General features: G+C 43.7%; 26 protein-coding genes. 12 read left to right on the forward strand and 14 right to left on the reverse strand.

What is annotated here, in order from left to right:
* Nucleotides 1-782, forward strand: a 782-nt coding sequence (locus F6K49_RS06795; RefSeq protein WP_293095325.1) for an Rpn family recombination-promoting nuclease/putative transposase, incomplete at its 5' end; no start/stop codon positions are given.
* Between the two features lie 86 nt (nucleotides 783-868).
* On the opposite strand, the gene F6K49_RS06800 is transcribed toward F6K49_RS06795, so the two are convergent.
* Nucleotides 869-4,501: an AAA-like domain-containing protein gene (locus F6K49_RS06800; protein WP_293095328.1), complete on the reverse strand. Its 3,633-nt coding sequence runs from the start codon at nucleotides 4,499-4,501 to the stop codon at nucleotides 869-871.
* 155 nt (nucleotides 4,502-4,656) lie between these two features.
* Here F6K49_RS06800 and F6K49_RS06805 point away from each other — a divergent pair, with 155 nt between their 5' ends.
* A complete protein-coding gene (locus F6K49_RS06805) occupies nucleotides 4,657-4,806 on the forward strand; it encodes a hypothetical protein (protein ID WP_293057351.1) in 150 nt (49 codons plus the stop codon).
* Here the strand turns inward: F6K49_RS06805 and F6K49_RS06810 are convergent.
* Both F6K49_RS06810 and F6K49_RS06815 read right to left on the reverse strand, forming a co-directional pair.
* Nucleotides 4,735-6,072, reverse strand: coding sequence for an AAA-like domain-containing protein (locus F6K49_RS06810; RefSeq protein WP_293095331.1), 1,338 nt, complete (start codon nucleotides 6,070-6,072; stop codon nucleotides 4,735-4,737). The two genes, F6K49_RS06805 and F6K49_RS06810, sit on opposite strands and share 72 nt — an antisense overlap.
* 455 nt (nucleotides 6,073-6,527) lie before the next feature.
* On the reverse strand, nucleotides 6,528-6,761 hold the full coding sequence (locus F6K49_RS06815) for a hypothetical protein (RefSeq protein WP_293057357.1): 234 nt from the start codon (nucleotides 6,759-6,761) through the stop codon (nucleotides 6,528-6,530).
* A gap of 194 nt (nucleotides 6,762-6,955) precedes the next feature.
* Between F6K49_RS06815 and F6K49_RS06820 the strand changes: the two genes are divergently transcribed.
* Both F6K49_RS06820 and F6K49_RS06825 read left to right on the forward strand, forming a co-directional pair.
* Nucleotides 6,956-7,099 carry a hypothetical protein gene (locus F6K49_RS06820; RefSeq protein ID WP_293021429.1) on the forward strand — a complete coding sequence of 48 codons (144 nt, stop codon included), beginning with the start codon at nucleotides 6,956-6,958 and terminating at the stop codon, nucleotides 7,097-7,099.
* On the forward strand, nucleotides 7,047-7,313 hold the full coding sequence (locus tag F6K49_RS06825; protein ID WP_293021427.1) for a hypothetical protein: 267 nt from the start codon (nucleotides 7,047-7,049) through the stop codon (nucleotides 7,311-7,313). Before F6K49_RS06820 ends, F6K49_RS06825 begins: the two co-directional genes overlap by 53 nt.
* 30 nt (nucleotides 7,314-7,343) lie before the next feature.
* On the opposite strand, the gene F6K49_RS06830 is transcribed toward F6K49_RS06825, so the two are convergent.
* Entirely contained in the window at nucleotides 7,344-7,490 is a 147-nt protein-coding gene (locus F6K49_RS06830; RefSeq protein WP_293021425.1) for a hypothetical protein, read from the reverse strand.
* Between the two features lie 38 nt (nucleotides 7,491-7,528).
* On the opposite strand from F6K49_RS06830, the gene F6K49_RS06835 reads away from it, so the two are divergent.
* On the forward strand, nucleotides 7,529-7,906 hold the full coding sequence (locus F6K49_RS06835) for a hypothetical protein (RefSeq protein ID WP_293021423.1): 378 nt from the start codon (nucleotides 7,529-7,531) through the stop codon (nucleotides 7,904-7,906).
* Nucleotides 7,907-8,043: 137 nt separating this feature from the next.
* Here the strand turns inward: F6K49_RS06835 and F6K49_RS06840 are convergent, their stop codons facing one another.
* From F6K49_RS06840 to F6K49_RS06850, 3 genes are all read right to left on the reverse strand, one after another.
* Nucleotides 8,044-8,574, reverse strand: coding sequence for a gamma-glutamylcyclotransferase (locus F6K49_RS06840; RefSeq protein WP_293021420.1), 531 nt, complete (start codon nucleotides 8,572-8,574; stop codon nucleotides 8,044-8,046).
* 309 nt (nucleotides 8,575-8,883) lie between these two features.
* Nucleotides 8,884-10,521: a 2-isopropylmalate synthase gene (locus F6K49_RS06845; RefSeq protein WP_293095415.1), complete on the reverse strand. Its 1,638-nt coding sequence runs from the start codon at nucleotides 10,519-10,521 to the stop codon at nucleotides 8,884-8,886.
* An 88-nt stretch (nucleotides 10,522-10,609) separates the two neighbouring features.
* Nucleotides 10,610-11,128: an NYN domain-containing protein gene (locus tag F6K49_RS06850; protein ID WP_044495347.1), complete on the reverse strand. Its 519-nt coding sequence runs from the start codon at nucleotides 11,126-11,128 to the stop codon at nucleotides 10,610-10,612.
* A gap of 207 nt (nucleotides 11,129-11,335) precedes the next feature.
* Here F6K49_RS06850 and F6K49_RS06855 point away from each other — a divergent pair, with 207 nt between their 5' ends.
* Nucleotides 11,336-11,536 (forward strand): hypothetical protein, encoded by a 201-nt coding sequence (locus tag F6K49_RS06855; protein WP_293021415.1) that lies wholly within the window; start codon nucleotides 11,336-11,338, stop codon nucleotides 11,534-11,536.
* Between the two features lie 168 nt (nucleotides 11,537-11,704).
* Here the strand turns inward: F6K49_RS06855 and F6K49_RS06860 are convergent, their stop codons facing one another.
* From F6K49_RS06860 to petN, 3 genes are all read right to left on the reverse strand, one after another.
* The gene (locus F6K49_RS06860) at nucleotides 11,705-12,526 is read right to left on the reverse strand and encodes a sulfurtransferase (protein ID WP_293095334.1); all 822 of its coding nucleotides are present in this window, start codon (nucleotides 12,524-12,526) and stop codon (nucleotides 11,705-11,707) included.
* Between the two features lie 196 nt (nucleotides 12,527-12,722).
* Entirely contained in the window at nucleotides 12,723-12,857 is a 135-nt protein-coding gene (locus F6K49_RS06865; RefSeq protein WP_267872114.1) for a hypothetical protein, read from the reverse strand.
* Nucleotides 12,858-12,864: 7 nt separating this feature from the next.
* Complete coding sequence (gene petN / locus F6K49_RS06870) at nucleotides 12,865-12,954, reverse strand: cytochrome b6-f complex subunit PetN (protein WP_010871354.1); 90 nt, start codon at nucleotides 12,952-12,954, stop codon at nucleotides 12,865-12,867.
* A 338-nt stretch (nucleotides 12,955-13,292) separates the two neighbouring features.
* On the opposite strand from petN, the gene F6K49_RS06875 reads away from it, so the two are divergent.
* Entirely contained in the window at nucleotides 13,293-14,525 is a 1,233-nt protein-coding gene (locus F6K49_RS06875) for an RtcB family protein (RefSeq protein WP_293069533.1), read from the forward strand.
* Nucleotides 14,526-14,871: 346 nt separating this feature from the next.
* On the forward strand, nucleotides 14,872-15,513 hold the full coding sequence (locus tag F6K49_RS06880; RefSeq protein WP_364304733.1) for an RtcB family protein: 642 nt from the start codon (nucleotides 14,872-14,874) through the stop codon (nucleotides 15,511-15,513).
* Between the two features lie 339 nt (nucleotides 15,514-15,852).
* Here the strand turns inward: F6K49_RS06880 and F6K49_RS06885 are convergent, their stop codons facing one another.
* Nucleotides 15,853-16,587 (reverse strand): hypothetical protein, encoded by a 735-nt coding sequence (locus F6K49_RS06885; protein ID WP_293095339.1) that lies wholly within the window; start codon nucleotides 16,585-16,587, stop codon nucleotides 15,853-15,855.
* A 205-nt stretch (nucleotides 16,588-16,792) separates the two neighbouring features.
* Here F6K49_RS06885 and F6K49_RS06890 point away from each other — a divergent pair, with 205 nt between their 5' ends.
* Complete coding sequence (locus tag F6K49_RS06890; protein WP_293029767.1) at nucleotides 16,793-16,915, forward strand: hypothetical protein; 123 nt, start codon at nucleotides 16,793-16,795, stop codon at nucleotides 16,913-16,915.
* A gap of 705 nt (nucleotides 16,916-17,620) precedes the next feature.
* Here F6K49_RS06890 and F6K49_RS06895 read toward each other — a convergent pair.
* Nucleotides 17,621-18,283 carry a TVP38/TMEM64 family protein gene (locus F6K49_RS06895; protein ID WP_293029771.1) on the reverse strand — a complete coding sequence of 221 codons (663 nt, stop codon included), beginning with the start codon at nucleotides 18,281-18,283 and terminating at the stop codon, nucleotides 17,621-17,623.
* 131 nt (nucleotides 18,284-18,414) lie between these two features.
* The gene (locus tag F6K49_RS06900; RefSeq protein ID WP_293095343.1) at nucleotides 18,415-19,113 is read right to left on the reverse strand and encodes a TVP38/TMEM64 family protein; all 699 of its coding nucleotides are present in this window, start codon (nucleotides 19,111-19,113) and stop codon (nucleotides 18,415-18,417) included.
* Between the two features lie 494 nt (nucleotides 19,114-19,607).
* Here F6K49_RS06900 and F6K49_RS06905 point away from each other — a divergent pair, with 494 nt between their 5' ends.
* A complete protein-coding gene (locus F6K49_RS06905) occupies nucleotides 19,608-19,739 on the forward strand; it encodes a hypothetical protein (RefSeq protein WP_293095346.1) in 132 nt (43 codons plus the stop codon).
* A gap of 344 nt (nucleotides 19,740-20,083) precedes the next feature.
* Here the strand turns inward: F6K49_RS06905 and F6K49_RS06910 are convergent, their stop codons facing one another.
* Nucleotides 20,084-20,386, reverse strand: coding sequence for a hypothetical protein (locus tag F6K49_RS06910; RefSeq protein ID WP_293095349.1), 303 nt, complete (start codon nucleotides 20,384-20,386; stop codon nucleotides 20,084-20,086).
* Between the two features lie 105 nt (nucleotides 20,387-20,491).
* Between F6K49_RS06910 and F6K49_RS06915 the strand changes: the two genes are divergently transcribed.
* Nucleotides 20,492-21,670, forward strand: coding sequence for a mechanosensitive ion channel domain-containing protein (locus F6K49_RS06915; RefSeq protein ID WP_293095352.1), 1,179 nt, complete (start codon nucleotides 20,492-20,494; stop codon nucleotides 21,668-21,670).
* A 550-nt stretch (nucleotides 21,671-22,220) separates the two neighbouring features.
* Nucleotides 22,221-23,429 carry a mechanosensitive ion channel domain-containing protein gene (locus F6K49_RS06920; protein ID WP_293043537.1) on the forward strand — a complete coding sequence of 403 codons (1,209 nt, stop codon included), beginning with the start codon at nucleotides 22,221-22,223 and terminating at the stop codon, nucleotides 23,427-23,429.
* Nucleotides 23,430-23,502 lie beyond the last annotated feature (73 nt).

A 23,502-nucleotide genomic window follows, 5' to 3' on the forward strand; every position in this document is an offset into this window, starting at 1 on the left:
TAGTGGACAGAAGAGCAATTTTTGATATTTATTGTCAGAGCACAACCGGTGAACGCTTCATTGTGGAAATGCAAAAGGCAAAACAAACGTTCTTCAAAGACCGCAGTGTCTACTATGCCACTTTCCCGATCCAAGAACAGGCGCAACAGGGAAATTGGAATTATCAGCTAACGGCAGTCTACACCGTCGGTATTCTGGATTTTAGTTTTGATGACCATAAGCAGGATTCAGAACTGTTGCATGTGGTAGAACTAAAAAATCAGCGGTGTGAAGTGTTCTACGATAAGTTGAAATTCATCTATGTAGAACTACCGAAATTTACTAAATCTGTTGATCAACTAGAAACCCATTTTGATAAGTGGTTATTTTTATTCAGGCATCTCGCGAGCTGTAATGCTCCCCCTGAACCGTTGCAAGGGGATGTGTTTGCCCAGCTATTTGAAGTGGCCGAGATTGCCAATTTCTCCTCTGAAGAGCAAGCCCTGTACCAGGATAGTCTGAAGGTCTACCGGGATATGTACAGTGTTAATCAAACCTTGATTCAGGAAGGTAGACAAGAAGGTCTCGAACAAGGTAGACAAGAAGGTCTCCAACAGGGTCTCGAACAAGGTAGACAAGAAGGTCTCCAACAGGGTCTCGAACAAGGTAGACAAGAAGGTCAACAAGCAGGTGAACAAGCAGGTATACAAAAGGTTGTTAAACAGATGAAGGCCGCAGGGTTATCCCTGAAGGATATTGCTCAATATACTGGGTTGAGTATGGATGACATTGATCAGTTGTGAAACTCTTGCCTCTTGCCTATTCCCGATTCCCGATTCCCGATTCCCGATTCCCGATTCCCGATTCCCGATTCCCGATTCCCGATTCCCTATTCCTCGCATACCCATAACTTCTCCTTAGCTCCAGGATTCCTAACAAAGTAATCTTCCAGCAAGTCACAGCCCCGACCCAGCAGCTCACCTAAACTTTTAACCTTCCAAATTCTGGCAGTGTTGTCATCTGAAGCAGTGGCTAGCCTCTGTCCATCCGGGCTGAATGCTACAGTTGATAGCCAGGACTGATGTCCGGTGAGCACGGCTAATGGATTGCCCTGTAAGTCCCAAATTCTGGCAGTTTTGTCAAATGAAGTAGTGGCCAGCTTCTGTTCATCCGGGCTGAAGGCTACATCGATTACCGAGGAATTATGCCCGGTGAATACGGCTAATTGATTGCCCTGGTTGTCCCAAATTCTGGCAGTTTTGTCGAAGGAAGCAGTGGCCAGCCTCTTTCCATCCGGGCTGAATGCTACACTCCATACCGCGCCCTGATGCCCGGTGAGCACGGCTATTTTATTTCCCTTTGTGTCCCAAATTCTGGCAGTTTTGTCCCATGAAGTAGTGGCCAGCATCTTTCCATCCGGGCTGAATTCTAGATCGATTAACTCGTCCTGATGGCCTTCGAGTAGGGCTAATTGATTGCCCTGTAAGTTCCAAATTCTGGCAGTTTTGTCAAATGAAGCAGTGGCCAGCATCTCTCCATCCGGGCTGAATTCTAGACTTCTTACCACGCTCTGATGCCCCGTGAGTAGGGCTAATTGATTGCCCTGTAAGTTCCAAATTCTGGCAGTTTTGTCAAATGAAGCAGTGGCCAGCATCTTTCCATCCGGGCTGAAGGCTACACTTGATACCCAGTCCTGATGCCCTGTGAGCACGGCTATTTTATTTCCCTTTCTATCCCAAACTATGGCAGTGTTGTCCCATGAAGCAGTGGCCAGCTTCTCTCCATCTGAGCTGAATGCTAAACTTGATACCACACCCTGATGCCTTGTAAGCACTGCTATTTCTTCATTGCCCTGTAAGTCCCAAATCCTGACAGTATTTTTGGATGAAGCAGTGGCCAGCTTCTCTCCATCCCGGCTGAAGGCTATATCCGTTACCTTGTTCTGATGGCCTTTGAGCACGGCGATTTGATTGCCCTGGTTGTCCCAAATTCTGGCAGTTTTGTCCCATGAAGCAGTGGCCAGCTTCTCTCCATCCGGGCTGAAGGCTATATTCGTTACCTTATCCTGATGCCCTCTGAGCACGGCGATTTGATTGCCCTGGTTGTCCCAAATTCTGGCAGTGTAATCGTCTGAAGCAGTGGCAAGGGTCTGTCCATCTCGGCTGAATGCTACACTCGTTACCCAGAGTTTATGGCCTCTGAGCACTGCGATTTCATTGCCCTGGTTGTCCCAAATTCTGACAGTGCCTTCCCCTGAAGCAGTGGCCAGCTTCTCTCCATCCGGGCTGAAGGCTACATCCGTTACTAAGCCCTGATGGCCTTCGAGTACGTCTAATTGATTGCCCTGTAAGTTCCAAATTCTGGCAGTGCCGTCTTGTGAACCAGTGGCTAGCTTCTGTCCATCCCAGCTGAATGCTACACTCGTTACCGAGTCCCGATGGCCTTTAAGTACGGCTAATTGATTGCCCTTTTTGTCCCAAATTATGGCAGTTTTGTCAAATGAAGCAGTGGCCAGCCTCTGTCCATCCGGGCTGAAGGCTAAACTTTTTACCTTGTCCTGATGCCCTTTGAGAACTGCTATTATTTTATTGTCCTCTAAGTCCCAAATTATGGGAGTGTTGTCATCTGAAGCAGTGGCAAGGGTCTGTCCATCCCGGCTGAATGCCACATTCGTTACCTGATCCGGATGCCCTTTGAGTTTAGCCCGTTCTCGGAATTTACTAATACTCTGCTGGAGGGCATTTATAGGACTGATAGCAGGATATTCCTCCAGGGGGCGACCATCTGTTACTATGTTAGACAGCTCTTGCCCAGCCTCCATTGCCTCATAAAAAAGCGTTTCCCCTCTTGTACTGGTGCCGTAGTAAACATTATTATCCTGTAACTGTCGTAGAATACTACGCCCTTGCCATTCTAATCGTGTGACCAATTTCGCTTGCTGTATTTGTTGTCTAGCGTTGAGACCAGCCACTATCGCAACAACTAAAGACAAACCCAGTACAATTGCCCCTCTGCGTATGGTTCGGTTAGCTTTTGCTTGAGCCTTGGCTAATATTTCACTAGCCTCTTTCTGAGCAGCCGCCAAAGCCTTTTGCACTTCTCCCTTGTCTAAAACCTGACTAGCTCTTAAGAACTGGGAATCCAAATCGCTTAAGGCTTTTCCCCTAGACCATTGTTCCGCCTGCTCTAATGCTTCCCCCCGCAACAAAAAAGACTCATCCTTATACCCAGAATCAACCCAAGCGGTAAACGTCTCAGAGTAGGGGCGTAGTCTGGCCAATTCTGTCTTGACCCAATCGGAATTGAAAACCTCCCCATAAACCCGGTTATTAACCTCCAAACAACCATCACGCTCAACCACCAGCCCCGATAACCTTAATTCCGTCTGTTCTTCACTTCCATCAGCAGCTAGACAACCGTGATCCAACACTTGCTGATACAAACCCAAGAGCATCCCAGCCCGTTGCTCATTTCTGAGAATGCGATCGCGTATAGTCTTCAAATGCTCCTGTTCATCCTGGGCTTCCCAATTGTCAATGATCTGGCTACGCACTATCTGGTCTAGGGAAAGACTGCGTTGCTGAGTTGAAGTATGAATGGGCGTAGGTTTGTTTTTGGTCAAGCCCCCTAAATCCCCCAATTCTGGGGGACTTTTAGAGTTTTGTTCCCCCCAAGATTGGGGGGCTAGGGGGGCAAAATCATACCCAGAATCAGCAACGCCGGAAAGACTATTGCCCGATTCCCAAGTCTGGACTACCAAACGACACAACCGCTGGGTCAGAAACGGTTGTCCCCCCGTCCAGTTTACTATCTCACCTAACACCTGTTCAGGATTATCCACCTTACCTACCAAACCCGGAACCAAAGGCTGTTTGGCTTCCTCAAAGGTAAACCCAGTCAACTGAATATCCTGACCAATATTAAACGGGGTGCGTTGTTTATCCTGAATTAAATCTGCAGCAGTTGCCACCCCCAGCAAACAAAAGGTGAGACGATTGTAGGCTGGCTTTTCTGCTCGTTGATTGTAACAGGCTCTAATTAACGCAAAGAAATCATCTTTAAACTTAACTTTAATAATACTATCAATTTCATCCAGAAAAATAACAATATTTCCCGGAATACTGGTTAACACTATCTGCTCAATAAACTTACTTAAGCACAAGACCGGAGAGATTTGAGCACGCTCCTCTAACCAACTGTCTTCATCAAATTTTCCGAAAAGCTCGAAATCATCCATCAATAACATCATCAAACTTTCATACCACATCGACACCGTGATATCTTCTCTACCAATCACTGTCAGATCGATAGACGCGCAAGCAAATCCCTCTTCTTTTAAGCGTTTTATGGTTCTTACCCGCAAACTAGACTTACCCATTTGTCGGGAATTCAGCACATAACAAAACTCCCCAGCCATCAATGCTTGATAAAGCTCCTGATCCGCTTGTCTGGTCACATAAGTAGGTTCATCCTGAGGTAAACTACCTCCTACTTTGTAGAGTGTTGAGTATTGATTGGTCATGGTTGGAAAGGGAACAGGGAATAGGGAATAGGGAACAGGGAACAGGGAACAGGGAACAGTGTGGGGAGTGTGGGGCGGGGGCGCGGGGAGTGTGGGGAGATGGGGAGTGATGTCAAAGTCCCCCAGAATTGGGGGATTTAGGGGGCGGGGAAATCATGTCAAAGTCCCCCAGAATTGGGGGATTTAGGGGGCATTGCTTAAGTCCTGTTCCTGGTCTATTGATAATAATAATATTACCCGACTCCCGATTCCCGACTCCCGATTCCCGATTCCCGATTCCCGATTCCCGATTCCCGATTCCCTAAAATGCGATCGCTAAAATAGAGACGATACAAATTAGATATCAAACTACAATCATTGCCATAGCGTTGCAGCAGACCCATACTTTCCAACTTGCGAGTGATAGTAGCATCCAGGCGCACGGGTTTAGTTGTACTAACTAATAATTTAACAGCGTCCAGTAATTCCGGATGGTCTTGAATACTAGTTAACAGTTGACGGAGATGACTGCCATAAATTCCGGCTTCTGTGGGGGCATTAGCCAAAAGGGTATCCAGTGTCTTCTCTACTGCTTGGTGATTTTTGAGATAATCAAACGCTTGGGACAATAAATAAGGATGTCCCCCCACCATTGCCATCAGTTTCCTTACTGAATCCCCAGACAAATTCAAGCCATAAGCCTGAGCAAAGCTGGTAACCTGCTGCTCAGTAAACTCTAGTAAATCTATCTGTAATCCCACATTAAAGGGCGACTGTTCAGTAGGTAAGCTAACATAAACTTCCGTAGCATAAACCACAATCAACCGTAGTTTTTTCCAAATCTCTTTACTCTTAGCATCTTCATGCCAACTACGCAGCAACGTCAGAAACCCTTCAGCAATCTCTTGATGAGAAAAAACTTGCTCTACTTCATCCAAACACAAAACTACCGGACTATCTAAAGACTTTAATAAATACTGCTCTAAGTATCGTTTGCAGTTTACCTTGCTGGGTAAACGCTTTTTCCAATAACTGTCTAACTGATCCGACAATCCTAAGTTGTCAGACACTCGCACACAAAACGATTGTAAAAAGCTATCCAAATTAGTGAAAGGTAGCTCATTCATATTTAAATAAACCTGAGCATAACTCTGTTTTTCACCATGGGCGATAATCTGCTGAATCAGTAAGGTTTTGCCCATTCGTTTCGGTGCTTTAATCCGAATTAACGCTCCCGGTTTAACAATTTCCTGATAACAACGAGCCTCAACAGGTGGGCGCTCAATATATATCTCTTGAGTTGCTCTAGAGGATAACCCGCACTCGTTTAATACTTGATCAGCCACTAACTCTGGCTTATAGGTATTAACGATTTCCACTAACTCACAACGACAATTATAACCGTTAGCTTCAATATCAAAATCTTTATATAGATTAGAAATATGATGTCTTACCGAAGATTTATCATTGACGTTTAGCACCTCGTCTCTGATTGCTTCATCTGTATTCCCACCAACCACAGCCTCCAACACTTGTCGCCTTTTCCAGGGCATGGTCTTGAATTTTTCCTCGAAGGCTTTTTTACTAATCATAGGCGATCGCTTATTTTACCCTAGATATTCCTCTTGTTAGTTTAGAGTATTGTCGATGATTTCATCAAGATAGAGACAATAATTTTACGATTATTTTTTACTATTTAAAAAATAATCACAGAGATTTTATTGGAGTTTCACTAATGTGAAGAGGTGAAGAGCCGTGAACTAACGTAAAGTTTGTTCGTCAGCTATCAGCTATCGTAAGCATTCAGCTATCAGCTATCAGCTATCAGCTTATCAGCTATCAGCTATCAGCTATCAGCTATCAGCCAAAGGCTGACGGCTGACGGCTGACGGCTGACGGCTGACCACTGACCACTGACCACTGACTACTTACCATTTACCTCAGCAACTGATTCAAAACAACAACATCCTAACTCAGTAAACTAACCTCCACAAAACAAATTTCACTCATGGTCGCCAGGGGGTCAAAACCCTGGCAAATTACTATCCTAGTCTACGTAAAAATAGCGAATCAAAAAAGTCATAATCTCATCAGGCTTCCCCGTAGGTTCGGGAGTACTCCACTCGTTGGGATAGGCGTATTTAAGGCCATAAAGGGCAATAATTGTCTTCCAAACTTTTTCAGGAGAACCGATCAAGACGAGCTTGACTTTCTTAGGTTTGCGACCAGGGTTTTCTGGAGTGTTCTTGTCATCGGAGTTAGGTGGAATGTTCTTGGTCATGAATCGTGACTTCTTTAAATGGTTTATACTATTAATATATTTATAAATTAATATATTGTCAAGGAATTTAGAATTTTTTTTATTATTAAATATGGAGATGATGGTAAGATAAACTAGTTTTTATTTGTCTATTTTTTTGGTATAATTAATCTAATAATTAAGCTTAAGCGCTACGCGCACGCTACTATTGCCTATTGCCTATTGCCTGCTCCCTACTCCCTACTCCCTACTCCCTACTCCCTAAAATCGAAGACTTTATACTTAAACTAATTGAAAACTGCTGTAATGAAACAAACCCACTATCTAACCACAACCGTTCAACAAGGCAACCGCCTTGAGATTTCCCTTCCAAATTTACCGGTAGGAGAAACCATAGAAGTTATTTTAATCGTACCTGAAATCGCACAAAATCATTCAATGGAACGCCAAGCTTTTCAACAACTTACCCTAGAAGAACGTCGTCGCATTTTAGCCCAACAAGCAGAAGCCATGAAAGACTATTATCAAGAAAATCAAGAATGGAAAGATTGGATAAATTTTGATAACGAGTAAATCTATATTTTTTAATTCGGTTAGTATAGATTACTGGGTTTTAGGGAACAGGGAACAGGGAATAGGGAATAGGGAATAGAAAAAAAAATCTGTGTATCTGATAGGTAAGCATTCAGTATTCAGCTTTTGAAGAATACCTGTTTTATTCAAAAGTTCCGTAGCTTCCCCATAGCGCATTAGCTGATATAGCAGTCGAAGCAAAACTTAATCGTAAGGTGGGCAGTAATAATACCAATTCCAAAGCTTACCATCGGGATGATACTTACTGCCCACCCTACATCTACTACTCTGTTTTTTTGATAAAATTAATCGTAAGGTGGGCAGTAATAATACCAATTCCAAAGCTTACCATCGGGATGATACTTACTGCCCACCCTACATCTTTTTCCCTATTCCCTATTCCCTACTCCCTACTCCCTACTCCCTACTCCCTATTCCCTTTGCTAAAGGTGGGCAGTAATAATACCAATTCCAAAGCTTACCATCGGGATGATACTTACTGCCCACCCTACATCTTTTTCCCTATTCCCTATTCCCTACTCCCTACTCCCTACTCCCTACTCCCTATTCCCTTTGCTAAAGGTGGGCAGTAATAATACCAATTCCAAAGCTTACCATCGGGATGATACTTACTGCCCACCCTACATCTTTTTCCCTGTTCCCTATTCCCTACTCCCTACTCCCTACTCCCTACTCCCTACTCCCTACTCCCTACTTCAAATAGCAATCCTCAGCTCGCTTTTAGTTGCAACTGGTGCATATGATCAAACAACTTCCAGCAATACTCCTCAGATATCCCACAGGTAACAGCACCCCGAAGTACCACATCGAAATACCAATCATTAGGAGCCATTTCCCGGTCTAACTTATTCACCACCACATAAGTCCGAACGCCCTGATACAACTTATTTTGACAGTGGACATTTACCATTTCCTGTCGGTAGAGACCGCGAGGCACACCTTCCCGCAGATCCAAAGCTTCACTCACCCGCCAAGGTAAATGATACAACACTCCTTCAACCCTTGAGCCAGGAGTTTTCACCACATCCAGCGTGCCACAATTACGACTTGGAGATTTGTTGTAAAAACCAATATGATAATCCTTAAGGGTAGCAGTACCAATCACAAAATTATGGGTATCTTCCCCAAGCGATCGCTTTAAATCTACTGGACACATACAAGAGCCATAAGCAAAATAGTAAAAGCCTGACTCTGTGTGAAGTTGGTGTTTTCTGTGAGTGTTTAGCTGGGCAGCTGACATACGCAATCCTAATTCCTAACTTATATCTGAATCTTGGCAAATAAAACCTTATTCTATCGAACAGTCGAGTAGTGGGGAGTGTCAAAAAAAACATTTCAGCAAAAAGAAATCCCACCGTTTCAAGCAGTGGGACAATTATTGAAAGGCAAACTATGGAGAGGTTTACCCTTTAGATATTAGATATAGCGTTTCTAGGAATTATGAGGTACACTTATCAAGTTCAAAGTCCCCCTTGATAAGGGAAACGGGGGATCTCTTTGTACCTCACCAAATTGCAAACCGCTATATTGATTCCATAACAATTTGAGATCAGACCCCTGCTCGAGAACCTATCGATAACTCAGGATCATTACTCAACTTACCGTTTTGCATGGCTGAATACAGTCGGTTCAGTGCATTCACATAGGCCTGTGCTGAAGCCACAATAATATCCGTATTCGCCGCATAACCCGAATAGACCCGTTCATTGTGCCGCAAACGAATAGTCACTTCCCCAAGAGCATCAATTCCTCCCGTTACCGATTGCACCGAAAACTCAATCAGTTTATTAGGCAATTTCACCACCCGATTCACCACCCGATTAATGGCCTTGTACACCGCATCCACCGGACCAGTACCAATAGCAGCATCACTAAGTTCTTTACCTGTAGGTGTTCGCAGCGTAATCGTAGCCGTAGGACTACCATGATCCCCACAGGAAACCTGCACCAACTCTAAATGGAACACTTCCGGTGCCTGGTAAACTTCATCATTAACAATAGCTTCTAAATCCCAATCCGTAATCTCCTTCTTCTTATCCGCCACCTCTTTAAACCGAACAAACGCCTTATTCAAGTCATTGTCCGACAAATCATAGCCCAACTCCTTGAGGCGAGAACGGAAAGCATTGCGACCGGATAGTTTACCCAGTACAATCTGATTTTCCTTTAACCCAATCGACTCCGCATCCATAATTTCATAGGTCAGCTTGTGCTTAAGGACCCCATCCTGGTGAATACCAGACTCATGAGCAAAAGCATTCGAGCCCACGATCGCCTTATTCGGTTGTACCAACATCCCCGTAAGACTCGAAACCAGGCGGGATGTCTTGTAAATCTGACGAGTATCAATAATGCTTAGGGGTTCCTTCGACTCTGGGGGGCGTCCGAAGAAAGGATTAAAATACTGACGGCGGACATGTAATGCCATTACCAACTCTTCCAAAGCCGCATTACCAGCCCGTTCTCCAATACCATTAATCGTGCATTCCAATTGCCTGGCTCCATTTTTCACTGCTTCCAGGAAGTTAGCCACTGCCAGACCTAAATCATTATGACCATGGACAGAAATAATTGCCCGGTCAATATTGGGAACATTTTCCTTAATCCCACGAATCAAGCCACCAAATTCGCTTGGGGTAGTGTAACCTACAGTATCAGGAATATTAACCGTAGTCGCCCCCGCATCGATTACCCGTTCCAGGACTTCGTAGAGATACTCGGGATCGCTGCGCCCTGCATCCTCCGGGGAAAATTCCACATCATCCACAAAAGACTTCGCATAAGCCACCATTTCTGGCGCAATCTCTAACACTTCCTTTCTAGTCTTCTTCAGTTTGTACTCCAGATGAATATCCGAAGTGGCAATGAAAGTGTGAATACGGGCATTAGCTGCCGGTTTGAGGGCATTCGCCGCCGCCTTGATATCATCACGACTTGCCCGTGCTAGACCACAAATCGTTGGTCCAGATTCTATGCCCACGGCTTGAGCAATTTTTTGCACCGCCTCAAAATCCCCAGGACTAGCGTAGGGAAAGCCTGCTTCAATCACATCTACTCTCAATCGTGCCAGTTGGTGAGCAATAATCAGCTTCTCATCCACATTGAGGGTTGCTCCAGGAGATTGTTCCCCATCCCGGAGGGTAGTGTCAAAAATGATAATGCGTTCTGATTGAGGTTGCTGGTTCATAACTAACTCGATTGGTTGATAGTCAGTGATTTGAAGAGAACGGTCGTCAGTCAACTAGACCGACAGTTTGCTTTGTTTATAATTATAACTATGAATCAATTTTTTCAATTTGATCACGGACATCATTTAGATCAATATAACGGTCAGTGGCATTCCTCAGTTCCCTAGCAATCATCCCTTCTGTGGAAACCACCGTAATATGAGTATTTTTAGAACGCAGTAATTCAATTGCTCGTTCAAAATCTCCATCTCCACTAAACAAGATAACTTTGTCATACTGTTCCACAGTATTAAACATATCCACAACAATTTCTATGTCTAAATTAGCCTTTTGTGAATAGCGACCCGAGTTATCATCATAATATTCCTTTAAAATTTTAGTACGAACCGTGTATCCTAGACTAATTAGAGCATCTCGGAACCCCCGCTGGTCTTGAGGATCTTTGAGTCCGGTGTACCAAAATGCATTAACTAGAGTAATACCAGGCTCGTTTTTAAAGTAGTCTAAAACCCGCCTAGGATCAAAAAACCACCCATTCTTTTGTTGGGCGTAAAACATATTATTGCCGTCTACAAAAATAGACATACGTTTCAGTGGACAATGCATATTTACTTAAACCTAACAATTTTCTATATAATCTTTAATATAATTTTTTATTCTAGCAGTTTTTAGCTAGTAAATTAGTAATTACCTAAGACTTAACTAGTTAGTGGTAATTAGTGATTTGATTACTACTGATAGAGATGACTTATCTGTACTTACCTAGTGAAAGAGTAAGCAATAGGGGGATAATTTCAGGATTTTGAGGATAGGATGCCAAATTTACCCTCCTCTGTCTTGGTGCGCGTTATAGCAGAAGTCAGAAGTCAGAAGTCAGAAGTCAGAAGTCAGAAGTCAGAAGTCAAACTCTTGCGCTTACTTAGGTTTGAGACTTTTGTCATGTCCGCGCCTGCCCTGGCGACTGCTATACCATGGCGAGGTTCAGGCAGCGCCTTGTCGCACCGCTTCAGTTAAGTCCTAGGGAGAAGGGTAGCAACTCAGATCGAAACAATTAGGAGTATCAAAGTAGTGGTAGTTTAACGGGACTGGCAAGCTTTTGGGCAAGCAACACACCTAAGCTATTGCTTGCTTTGGGTAGTGCCACAGTTTCTCAAAGCAAGCAAAGTCAACGGGTTGGGAAAATTATAGATAAGAGCACCAGTCACTCCAACTCCCAGCATAAAGCTTGCCAGTATTAATTCCTGCCAATGCCAGGGAGAAGAGATTTACACAAGCGGTTACACCAGAACCACAATAAACCTGAATTTCTTGTTTGTTCTCCAGCTCAGTCCAGCGCTCTTGTTGCGATGCTAATGGTTGCAAATAACCATTGGTGTCCGTGACACCATGCCAAGGGTAGTTGATGGCACCAGGAATGTGACCGGCAACAGGGTCAATCGGTTCTCGTTTACCTAAATAGCGATCGCTTTCCCTAGAATCTACCAAAGCCACCTCTGGCAAATCTTTACGTACTTTCACAGTATTAATATCCACTACCAAATCAGAGCGCAACTGCTCTACAAATATGCCTGGTTTTGTGGTAGGCTCTTGATCAGATACTGGATACCCTTGGGAATGCCATCCTGTCCAACCCCCATCCAGCAACGCCACTTGGTCGTGTCCCAAGTAGCGCAGCAGCCACCACAAGCGGGCTGCAAAAGCAGAACGGGAATCATCATAGGCAATCACTAGGGTTTTTCGGAAATTAACACCAATCGCTGCTAATTTCTGGGCTAACTTCCCAGGTTCAGGCAAAGGATGACGCCCACCATGACGCTCTACTGGTCTCGAAAGGTCTTTATTCAAATCGAGATAGTGAGCGCCAGGGATATGGCTAACTTTATACTGTTCATAGCCCAGGTTTGGATCAGATAGAGCAAAACGGCAATCGACAATTACGATGTGGGGATCATCAAGATGATCACTCAGATACTGACCAGAAACTATAAAAGCTTGTTCCGTCATGTGACATCACGGATTATAAATTTTAGTATTGATTTAGAACGAATAAGCTTTAGCGATATCAAGTGAGTCCAAGGATTTACGCTCCTAGGACTCTCTTCAAACAAAACAAATTAACGTTTGCTTGTTTGGTTGAGATATAAGTTGGTAGTGCTTCCTTTAGAGGGATGAAAACCCCCAGCCATCCGCTGTCAGATTTTCATCCCTGTTTATCCCGCTGTTTGCGGCGGCGATCGCGCCACTCAGCAGCAGTTAGATAAATGATTCCTCCGCTGACCACCACTAATAATCCAGCGGCAGCAAAGAACAACATAGTGATTACGGGATTTTCCACGATACTGTTAAAACCCGTTACGACCCCAGACAACCATTGAGATTGACCAAGTGAACAAAACCAGTACAGAAACCCAGCCTAGTGTCAGAATATCCATAGCAATATATAAAAAAATTACTCAATAACTCCAAATCTTATAATAGTTCAATTTGACACAGCCACCTCCTACAGAAGTGGAATTCATTTGGGAATTATCTAGTTATGGGGTTAACCCCCCGGTCTTTCAGCAAAGCTGATCATCCAGAGTCTGGCTAGGTTTCAGGTCAAGAGTATTTTACCTGGACAGGGGGATAGTGTGACACTTACTAAACTGTCCACAGATTCCTTCAAGAAAACTTGTGATGATCACCTGATCCTGAGATTCGACCTTATGGCAATGTTTGTCACAATTTTGTATTATGTTGTAATATATAAAAAAAATAAATAATTATTGTTATGCCTTACGAAAAACTAGACATCTCCACCCCAAAACCGGTGCTGTCTTGGGCGAATCACTCCCTAGCTGCTCAGGAAACCCAAATGGCGAAAAATGTTGCGTCTCTGCCATTTGTGTTTAAGCACGTCGCATTAATGCCAGACGTTCACCTAGGTAAAGGCTCATTAGTTGGCTCTGTAATTGCCACCAAAGATGCCATCCTGCCAGCAGCTGTCGGGGTAGATATTGGTTGTTTTACAGGTGATACCCTCGTTCCCTTGGCTGATGGCAAATCCTACTCACTCCAAGCACTAGCCAGCAGTCAGCGAGAAATTATTGTCTACTCCTGCACACAAACCGGAAAAATCGTCCCGGCTAAGGCTACAGCCAAATTAACCCGCCGTAACCAACTACTCTTAAAGGTCGTTCTCGACAACTCAGAAGAAATTAAATGTACTCCCGATCATCGATTCATGCTCAGGGATGGTAGTTACCGGGAAGCCCGTGACCTCAAACCAGGGACATCCTTGATGCCTTTCTACTCCCAAATCGATAAAGATGGTTACACCTTAATCCAGCAACCCTATTCTGGAAGATGGCAAAAGGCAGATGAGATTATCTCTGCCACTGATATCCCTACCACTGATATCCCTGCCACTGAATGGTTAGAATCTCAATTGTCAGGAAGAGTACCATCTTTTCCAGGTCATAGAACAGTCATTGACCACCATATTGATCACCATATTGATCACCATAACCTTGCTCCTGCCGAGCATCCAAGCTCAAATCTGGTAGGGGGGGCAAATCACAAAGTCGTCAAGATCTTACCACTTCAGGAAAGACAAGATGTCTACTGCCTAACTGTGCCAGAGTATCACAACTTTGCCCTGACCGCTGGTGTGTTTGTTCACAACTGTGGCATGTCTGCCATCAAAACCCCTTTTGTGGCAGAGCAATTGGAGGGCAAGCTCAAGAAGATTCGCTTGGAGATTGAAGCAGCTATTCCCGTTGGCTTTAATGAAAACAAAGATATCGAAAAACCAGTAGTAAACTGGCAAGGCTGGCGTGACTTTAAGGAGCTTCATCCAGGTGTGCAACGGCTAGATGGAAAATCCATGAAACAGCTGGGTTCCCTTGGTGGTGGCAATCATTTCATTGAATTGTGTCTTGATACCGAAAACCAAGTGTGGCTGATGCTACACTCCGGTTCACGGCATATTGGTAATCAGCTAGGTGACATACTCCCACACTGACAAGCGCGGTTCAGTGTGGGCTTCTTACCAACTCCAGCTATTGCTTAGGATACTCGGTAAGCTTTATTAACGATACGGGATGCCCCTCCGCACCGGAACAATACAAAAAGTTCTATTTTTAAACACGCAGGTGGCGGTTAGCTCTTAATTTGTTTTCCCTGCTATTTTTATTATAACGTTTTTCAGGCTGTTTATCAGAGTTCCTGTCCGCGATTCATCCCGGAGATGAAACCTGTTTATTAGGGCAGCCTTAATCATAAAGTTTTAACCCTTTTACGCATAGCCGACCAACCATAAAGGCTGCCCTATTCTTGCGGTAACTTCGTTCCCACACTCATGCTGCGCATTGAGGTGTGGGGCATGTCTAGCGGAGGAAGCTAAAGAATTAGCAAAGCTGGCACATACTCACCTTCCTGACCGAGATTTAGCATACTTTGTCGCAGGAACCCCTGAATTTGCTGCCTACTGGCGGGATTTGCAATGGGCGCAAAACTATGCCCGTTACAATCGCGATATCATGATGGCTCGCTTCAAGCGAATTGTAGAGAAACATCTGGCTGGTGGTAAGTCGTTCAAGCCCTTGTTATCAGTTAACTGCCATCACAACTATGCCGAGAAAGAAGTGCATTTCTCCGAAGAGGTTTATGTTACTCGAAAAGGAGCAGTGCGAGCTCGTACCGACGACTATGGTATCATCCCTGGTTCCATGGGGGCAAAGTCTTTCATTGTTAAGGGTAAAGGCAATCATGACAGCTACTGCAGCTGTGCTCATGGTGCTGGTCGTTTGATGTCTCGCAGCAAAGCAAAAAAGCAGTTCACCGTTGATGATTTAGTTGAGCAAACTAAAGGTGTTGAGTGCCGTAAGGATAAGGACGTTATCGATGAAATCCCAGGTGCTTATAAGCCAATTGATCAAGTGATGGCTAATCAGTCAGATCTAGTTGAGGTAGTGGCAACTCTGAAGCAGGTTGTTTGTGTTAAGGGTTGAAAACTCTCAAAACTGAATCGAATCATTAACTGTTAACCATTACGTAAAAAGCAACAGAAGCATAAACGTTTCTGTTGCATTTTTACTGTTGTCATCTCCCAAAAAAAACAAATATCTACAGACATCAGCCATTTTGGTAAACGTTTATGACTGAGATCTTGCACCATTGTCATTAATCTTAGGGTGGGCAGTGCCTACCAACGCGCTTTGCAAGCTTCATTATCTGTCTGGTGCACTGCCCACCCTACATGAAGCAAGCTTATTGAGAATGGTGCAAGATGTGAGTATTACTCGATTCAACACTTGTGTAGTCCGACACAATTAAAGATTACTGTTCACTTAGGATTTAGAGCGGGATTTTATAGTGAGAATTACCAAATCCCCCTCCCGGTCAACCCTTAAGTGAATCTGATAGTTTTTTTGTTCCGTGATTAATAAATTTTTATGGTTTTCACTAACTTCTTTCAAGCCATAGTTAATCCAATCTATACCATTTTCCCATTCCGGTGATACTACCCTAATGAATAATCCTAAAAGTAAAGCAGCTTGGCTTTCATGAGAGTATTTATAGGGAATTTTAGTGGCGATCGAGGCTTGAGTTATATTGTTAACATTTCCCAGGAGATTAATTAATACTGTGCCCCCCGTATTGTTGCCTATAAAATTAATTTGATTATGAATATTTTCTCCCTGGTTAAAGGTAAAACCAATGGCTTCAAAGCCAGGCTTAATATTGTCTATCCCTATCCCTATCCCTAGTCCAGTTTCTTCATAGTCAGTTATAATAGCTAGCATTAGTTTATTGAGCAGTGAAGCTTTATATACTAGTTGTTCAGAACTAGTTTTAGCAACACTTGATAATGAGTTTTTTGGTTCTGACGTGTCTTTGAACCAACTAATCAGTGATTCTATTGGATTTACAATAATTGTTGATGAATCCGTCAATCGAAAATTGTTGTTTTCGATAAACATGCTGATTACCCCTAAGATAATTACTAGAGAAGGTAACAGGCAAAAAGTAATAATGAACGATTGTCCATTGAACCAATTTTTAGAATACTGTTCTTTAGTCATTTCCTGCCAAGCTCAAAGTCGCCAAGGGTGGATATTTTATTAGTAATAGACATAGGTGTGAAAACGATTATGGAAGCGTTACCCCACTTAACCTTAAACCTAATTTCAACGCCTATGTCTAAGGTCGGAGAGACATAGTTATTCGGGTATATATCATCGGTAACTGATAATAGGTAATTGCCAATTTACAATTGAGGATCATACTATGGCTGCTATTAAACACCACTTGTATATCGCAATTACCTATTACCTATTACCTATTACCTATTACCTATTACCTATTACCCATGACCTATTAACAGACACTCATCTCTATCAACATGCATAGAAAATTAGTATTCTGGTTGAGATGTTCTTGGAGTCAATCGCGAAGTTTAATCACACATTGTGAAAATCTTGGGAAGGCTATCCTCAGTATTGTATAGTAAATATCCCCCAAAATGTTAAATTTTGGTGAAAAACACTTGGTGAAAAACACTTTTAGGTGCGCTTTTGGAAAGCGCACCTTAAGTGTCTTGCTATACAAAACGAATGGCAAGCACTCACCTTCGGTCTCACGGGACTTGTGAAAACTTAACGTTTCAAAAATTAAGGTAAAAACTTTAACGAGTAAAGTTTAAGTTAAAAGGAACTACTGACAGAACCTTCCTTTTCCCCTTACCTCAGCGATGCAGCTTCGGAACAGGGGAGGCAGCGCCGCCAAAGGGGGTTCCCCCCATGAGCGACTGCCGTGGTTTCCCCCACTCGCTATTGCATCAAGACAGGGAAAAGATGAGGGGTTACACCCTTCATATTAACAAATATAACAGATTCCCGTAAATCCCTCTCTTATTCTTTACTTGTCTTACGGATACGTTTCAGGAAAAGCCTAGCAAGTCGGGGTAGTTGATCAGAAAATTTTTTACCCTATTGACCCACTGATACCACGTTGCTTTCTTGCCATGGTACTTCCTGGGATTGATAGGGGAGATCGGGAGGATGGGAAAGATGGGAAAATGAGGAGAATGGGACAGGAGAATGGGCAACAGGAAGACTATTTCTTTTTTCGCTTTGCCAACAGTGGCAAGGCAGACAGTATACCTAGGAAACTCAGTGCTAGGAAAAATGGTAAGCGATCGCCTCCTTGCAAAGCTTCCCCTCCAGTTACTCCCAGCCAAGTATAGGCGAGGGTACCAGGAATAATCCCAAAGAAAGTGCCAAGGGTATACTCTACCGAGCCAATCGGGGTTAGACCAAACAGGAAATTCACTACATTAAAAGGAGAAATGGGGGCAAAGCGTACTGCTAAGACAAACATCAGGGGTGTCTGCATCACTGCTTGATTGAAGCTGACCAATGCTTTATGATGCCTGAACTTGTATTCAACCCAATCTCGCAATAGGTAACGCGCTACCCAAAATGCTCCCAATGCCCCCAAGGTTGCTCCGATAACAGACCAGAAGGTACCCCAAACTAAACCAAACACTGTACCACCAGCGATAGTCAGTACTGTGCCAGGAATTCCTAAAACCGTTGCCAGAGCATAAACCAGGATAAATAAACAGATTGCCCAATGGCCTAATTCTTGCAACTGTTGCACTAGGAACCTTTGGTTAAATAAGGCTCTGACAGGAGTCGAGTAACACAATAGGACCAAAATAAATAGCGCGATCGCTAACCAAAGGCTTCGTCTTTTCAGCAATATGTTCAATCTCATCAATCTTCTACCTTAATCACCTTAAATTGTCAGGACTTAGGGTCAGGACTTACGCAACACTGGACTTTCATTCGCCCTTATATTCGCCTTTATGGTGTAGGGTGCGTTAATAACGCACCCTACAAGCAGAGTTATTGCCTAAGTTTTGATTGTTTCCAAAGTAGGGGGGTGGTAGATAGCACCGCTAATACAACTAGTGCTGCGATCATTTGCCAGGGGGGACTACCGCTGATAGCTTCCAGACCACTGCGACCTAACCAAGCATAAGCAAAGGTAGCCGGGATAATTCCCACTGCGGTGGCTATCACATAGGTGGGTAGAGGAATTGGTGTTAAGCCGAACAAATAGTTAACCGCATTGAATGGAAAAATTGGCGCGAGGCGAATTGAGAGCACAAACCAAAAACCATTTTTCTCAATGCCCTCACTGAGTTGATCAAAACGAGAGTCCTGAAACTTATCCTTAACCCAATCACCAGCAACAAAGCGAGCAATCATAAACGCAGCCGTTGCTCCCAAAGTAGCACCAATCACAGTCCACAAAGTCCCGAGCATTAGTCCAAACAGAGCACCAGCCGAAAAGGTTAAAATCGCATCAGGAACAGCTAGTACTGTGGCAACAATATAAATTAAAATGTACCCCAGTGGTCCAAAAATACCCATTCTCTCCTGAAGCCATCTCAGATTTTCCAGCTTCAGCCAAGACCCAACCGGCGTAAATAGCAAAATTAAGGCAGCTGTCACTAGAACTATTGCCCCAATCCCTAACCTGAGTCCTAGCTTTCTCTTGGACTGGGGCAGATTTTGAGATGTCGAGGATGAAAGGTTCATGAGCTGGGGAAAAGGTAATGGGTAATTGGTGATTTTGAAATAGGGTGATTTTGAAATAGGATTAGTTTTGGGCTGACAAACTAATTAGGAATCGAATCCTATCACATACGATATCAATATTGACTATATTTATTGACACAGTATCGGTAGTGTTAACGTCCCAAGAGCAAATTTTTATAGATTGTCAATGGGCATTTTAAACTACTCATTAAGTCCTAGATATTTCCAGTATACATGAATCTATTAAATCCTAGCTTAATGAGTTTTTACTGAGAATAGCCTTAATCAATAACGAGCTAGTTTGGTCAATCAGCGAATCAGTGCAAATCATACAGATAGAAGTTAGGCAAAAGTGCAAAAGTTCCTGATAGCAAGTTGCTTGATGGTGATGTTACTTGCTGAGCACAAGCTCATCCCCCTCATCCCCCTCATATCAAGTCGGGTTGAATACCCATCATAAAAGTGTGGGGACCCGGAGATGGGGAGATGGGGAGATGGGGAAATGGGGAGATGGGGAGATGGGGAAATGGGGAGATGGGGAAATGGGGAGATGGGGAGATGGGCTAGGCATAGAACAAGTTAATATGCTATTGTTTTCGCCATCTACACAAGAGAATTTAGATTAATTTTAGAAATAGGGTACCCATATCACAAGTAGAACATGCTAGTATTATGTCCGTCTTTACGAGATGACTATAGACTAGTCAGCCTGGGAGGTCTACCACATGATCAAGTTTTAGTTTCAAGTTCAACTAGCACGGTAATTAATTGTTTACAAGTTGGGTTGACAAGTCTGGCCAAGCAGGAGTAACTGGGTTGTCTTGATGCTTGTCTTGATGCAAAGCGCGAGTGGGGGGAAGCCCTTCAGGTCGGCGCACCCGTCGCTATTCGAGATCTCGGCATCAGCTCCTGGCACGACCCTGGAAACTATGGGCAGAAGACCTTTGATTCTACAAGCCCATGGCTCTAATCAACCCAAACTGGGCAGTTGATTGGTTGCAGTTGATTCGCGATCGCTAAACAAACCAATAGCTAGTAATCCTTCGCAAAATTCAACATCTGTGTCTTGATGCAGTCGGTATTTCCGCCGTCTTTTACTAGCTAATACTTTTCGGTAAATTCCAGCGTTGATTGACCGAATAGTTTTCCTAAAAACGGATAATAAACGTTTCAAACTGGCTCGTAGGGTGCTGCGGAAACCGCCAATCGCTCTAAATCCTGTTTGCGGACACAATCCCCATTGCATACCCAGCACTATTGGGTAAATTAGCAACTTATAGTAAAATCATTTCACCAATCGACTTGCCATCGACTTGTCATCGACTTGCCATTTAACTAGGCAGAGGTCGATCTCTGCTGTTGCATTTTCGTCGAAACTATGGAAAACATTAAGAGTACATTCAACAATACAATCAACGTAATCAAAGAAAGGATCTTTGATACCGACTTCAAACTCGCCAACATCCCTCTTTCCACGATAGTTATTGTGGTGCTCATCCTCTTCCTCACCCAGATATTGCGAGGCTTGTTCACTGCCATAATCATTAACAGAATCGAGCGTCTCACTAGCGGTACAGAAACTACCCTAGACGATGAGTTCATTAAGATTCTTAGGGCACCATTAGGCTGGCTAATTTGGCTGGCTGGACTATGGCTAGTATATCTAGTTGTGGGCACCCATCTTACTCCTGCACAGAATGAGAAAATCCCCGAGATTCTGTTTGTGACCGCTCTGTTCATTGCCACCTATATCCTTTACCGTGCTGCTCCACTACTGGGGGAGCTTCTAGGCGGATTGGCGGCCAACACTGAAACTGAACTGGACGATTTGTTCGTGCCCTACTTCCCAAGGCTTTTTCAGATCGCAGCAGTGCTGATTGCGGCCATTAAAGCCAGTGAGATTTTGTTGGGGGCATCTGCTGGTGCACTGATCGGTCTACTCGGTGGTGCAGGTGTCGCCTTAGGTTTGTTATTCAAAGACATTATCTATGACTGGTGTTGTACGGTGATTATCTACGCTGATGGTCTCTATAAACCTGGTGACTGGGTAGGAGTGGACGGAGTCAATGGTTTTGTTCAGATCGTCAGTATTGGTCTCAGAAGTACAACACTTCGCCTTACTGAGTGGGGTTCTATCAAAAAAGTTCCCAATTCTAAAATGATTGCTGGCGTTGTGGAAAATTGGTCACAGAAGATTGGCGATAGATTTGAGTGGGGTATAAATTTAACTCTGAAAATTGATGGCATTTCAGCGGAGCAAACTCTCCGAATTTGTCAGGCTCTTGAAGAAAGAATTCCGACTATCGATGGCTTGCACAAGCAAAAAATGTTAGTTTTATTTTCCAAAATTGAAGAGAATGCTCGCGTGATTATAGTTAGGGTATTTGTGATTGATCCCAACCTCTACTATGCTGCCCAGCAAGACTTGAACATAGCCATATTAGAAATCCTGCAGAAAGAGGAGATTGATCACCTGCATATTGAGCTGGAAAAGCAACTTCAAGACTACAAACAGATGAAGGGAAATTTAGTTAGTGAGGTGGTATCTAAATCCTAGCAATGCTTTGAACAAGCGATGCAGCGCTCGCTCCCTTCGAAGCTGCATCGCTTTTAGGTGCGACCCGTGGCGAATTTAATTCGCCACGGGTCGCACCTCAAGAATTTGTACCTGACCGAATTGAAAACCGCTGTATGAGATGCACCCCAGATAGTAAACCTTTCAAACTGGCTCCTAGGGTGCTGCCCAAACGGGCAATTGGTGTCAATCATGTTTATTACATACCTAAGTAGTCGGACAAAAGTAAAATTAACTGTTGAAATAGGGAGCAGGGACTGAGGCCGTGGGCCACGCGGGGCGCGTTCGGAGCTGGGAGCAGACGGACTTTTGGCAACTTTACACAAGTTAATACAGCGATGCAGCAAGGGAACAGGGGGTTTCCCCCACTCGCGCTTTGCATCAAGAAGTGAGGTTTATTTTTGTCGAGGTACTTAGCATGATTCGCTAAATTCGCAACTTATAGTAAAATCATGCTACCAATAGACTTGCCATCGACTTGCCATTTAGCTAGGCACAGGTCGATCTATGTTACTGTATTTTGGTCCAAACGATGGAAAACCTTCAGGGTACATTCAACACTACAATCAACATAATCACAGAAAGGATCTTTGATTCCGACTTCAAACTCGCCAACATTCCTGTTTCCACGATAGTTATTGTGGTGCTCATCCTCCTCCTTACCCAGATATTGCGAGGCTTGTTCACTTCAATAATCATTCACAGAATCGAGCTGATAACTAGCCGTACAGAAACCACCCTAGACGATGAGTTCATTAGCATTCTTAAGCAACCATTAGGCTGGCTAATTTGGATCGCTGGACTATGGCTAGTCTATCTAGTTGTGGCAAGCCATCTTAGTCCTGAACAGAATCCGAAAATCCTCGAGATTCTCTCTGTGAGCGCTCTGTTCATTGTCACGTATATTCTTTACCGTGCTGCTCCACTATTGGGGGAGCTTCTAGCCGGATTGGCGGCAAACACTGAAACTGAACTCGACGATTTGATAGTCCCCTACTTCCCAAAGCTTTTTCAGATCGCAGCAATCCTGATTGCTGCCAGTAAAGCCAGTGAGATTTTGTTGGGGGCATCTGCTGGTGCACTGATCGGTCTACTGGGTGGCGCAGGTGTCGCCTTAGGTTTGTTATTAAAAGACATTATCTATGACTGGTTTTGTACAGTGGTTATCTATGCTGATGGTCTCTATAGACCCGGTGACTGGGTAAAATTGGACGGAATAAATGGTTTTGTTGAGATACTCAGTATTGGTCTGAGAAGTACAAAGGTTCGTCTTCTTACTGTTGGTGGTACCAAAAAAATTCCCAATTCTAAAATGATTGGTGGAGTTGTGGTCAATTATTGGTCACAGAATCCTGGCGATACGTTGGAGTTGGGAGCAATAAATTTAACTCTGAAAATAGATGGAATTTCAGCGGAGCAAACTACCAGACTTTGTCAGGCTATTAAAGCCAAAATTCCGACTATCGATGGATTGCACAAGCAGAAAATGAAAGTTGTATTGTCCAGCATTGAAGAGAATGCTCGTGTGATTCTAGTTAGGGTATTTGTGATTGATAGAAAACTCTATTTGGCCGCCATGAATGACTTGAACATAGCCATATTAGAAATCATCCAGAAAGAGGAGATTGATCACCTGCATGTTGATCTGAGAAAGGAACTCCAAGACTACAAACAGCTGAAGGAAAATTTAGTTAGTGAGGTTAAGGAAAATTTAGTTACTGAGGTGGCATATAAATCCTAGCAATCCTTTGAACAAGGGATGCAGCGCGGCTGCATCCCTATTCGAGCTCTGGGCATCTGTTCCTGGCAGGACC

The organism is Moorena sp. SIO3I6 (genome assembly GCF_010672095.1).

Excerpts from the sequence above, each read along its gene's own strand:
- F6K49_RS06800 (WP_293095328.1), bottom strand. The coding sequence starts at position 4,501 with ATGACCAATCAATACTCAACACTCTACAAAGTAGGAGGTAGTTTACCT.
- F6K49_RS06805 (WP_293057351.1), top strand. The coding sequence starts at position 4,657 with ATGTCAAAGTCCCCCAGAATTGGGGGATTTAGGGGGCATTGCTTAAGT.
- F6K49_RS06810 (WP_293095331.1), bottom strand. The coding sequence starts at position 6,072 with ATGATTAGTAAAAAAGCCTTCGAGGAAAAATTCAAGACCATGCCCTGG.
- F6K49_RS06815 (WP_293057357.1), bottom strand. The coding sequence starts at position 6,761 with ATGACCAAGAACATTCCACCTAACTCCGATGACAAGAACACTCCAGAA.
- F6K49_RS06825 (WP_293021427.1), top strand. The coding sequence starts at position 7,047 with ATGAAACAAACCCACTATCTAACCACAACCGTTCAACAAGGCAACCGC.
- F6K49_RS06830 (WP_293021425.1), bottom strand. The coding sequence starts at position 7,490 with ATGCGCTATGGGGAAGCTACGGAACTTTTGAATAAAACAGGTATTCTT.
- F6K49_RS06840 (WP_293021420.1), bottom strand. The coding sequence starts at position 8,574 with ATGTCAGCTGCCCAGCTAAACACTCACAGAAAACACCAACTTCACACA.
- F6K49_RS06845 (WP_293095415.1), bottom strand. The coding sequence starts at position 10,521 with ATGAACCAGCAACCTCAATCAGAACGCATTATCATTTTTGACACTACC.
- F6K49_RS06850 (WP_044495347.1), bottom strand. The coding sequence starts at position 11,128 with ATGCATTGTCCACTGAAACGTATGTCTATTTTTGTAGACGGCAATAAT.
- F6K49_RS06855 (WP_293021415.1), top strand. The coding sequence starts at position 11,336 with ATGCCAAATTTACCCTCCTCTGTCTTGGTGCGCGTTATAGCAGAAGTC.
- F6K49_RS06860 (WP_293095334.1), bottom strand. The coding sequence starts at position 12,526 with ATGACGGAACAAGCTTTTATAGTTTCTGGTCAGTATCTGAGTGATCAT.
- petN (WP_010871354.1), bottom strand. The coding sequence starts at position 12,954 with ATGGATATTCTGACACTAGGCTGGGTTTCTGTACTGGTTTTGTTCACT.
- F6K49_RS06875 (WP_293069533.1), top strand. The coding sequence starts at position 13,293 with ATGCCTTACGAAAAACTAGACATCTCCACCCCAAAACCGGTGCTGTCT.
- F6K49_RS06885 (WP_293095339.1), bottom strand. The coding sequence starts at position 16,587 with ATGACTAAAGAACAGTATTCTAAAAATTGGTTCAATGGACAATCGTTC.
- F6K49_RS06890 (WP_293029767.1), top strand. The coding sequence starts at position 16,793 with ATGGCTGCTATTAAACACCACTTGTATATCGCAATTACCTATTACCTA.
- F6K49_RS06895 (WP_293029771.1), bottom strand. The coding sequence starts at position 18,283 with ATGAGATTGAACATATTGCTGAAAAGACGAAGCCTTTGGTTAGCGATC.
- F6K49_RS06900 (WP_293095343.1), bottom strand. The coding sequence starts at position 19,113 with ATGAACCTTTCATCCTCGACATCTCAAAATCTGCCCCAGTCCAAGAGA.
- F6K49_RS06905 (WP_293095346.1), top strand. The coding sequence starts at position 19,608 with ATGGGGAAATGGGGAGATGGGGAGATGGGGAAATGGGGAGATGGGGAA.
- F6K49_RS06915 (WP_293095352.1), top strand. The coding sequence starts at position 20,492 with ATGGAAAACATTAAGAGTACATTCAACAATACAATCAACGTAATCAAA.
- F6K49_RS06920 (WP_293043537.1), top strand. The coding sequence starts at position 22,221 with ATGGAAAACCTTCAGGGTACATTCAACACTACAATCAACATAATCACA.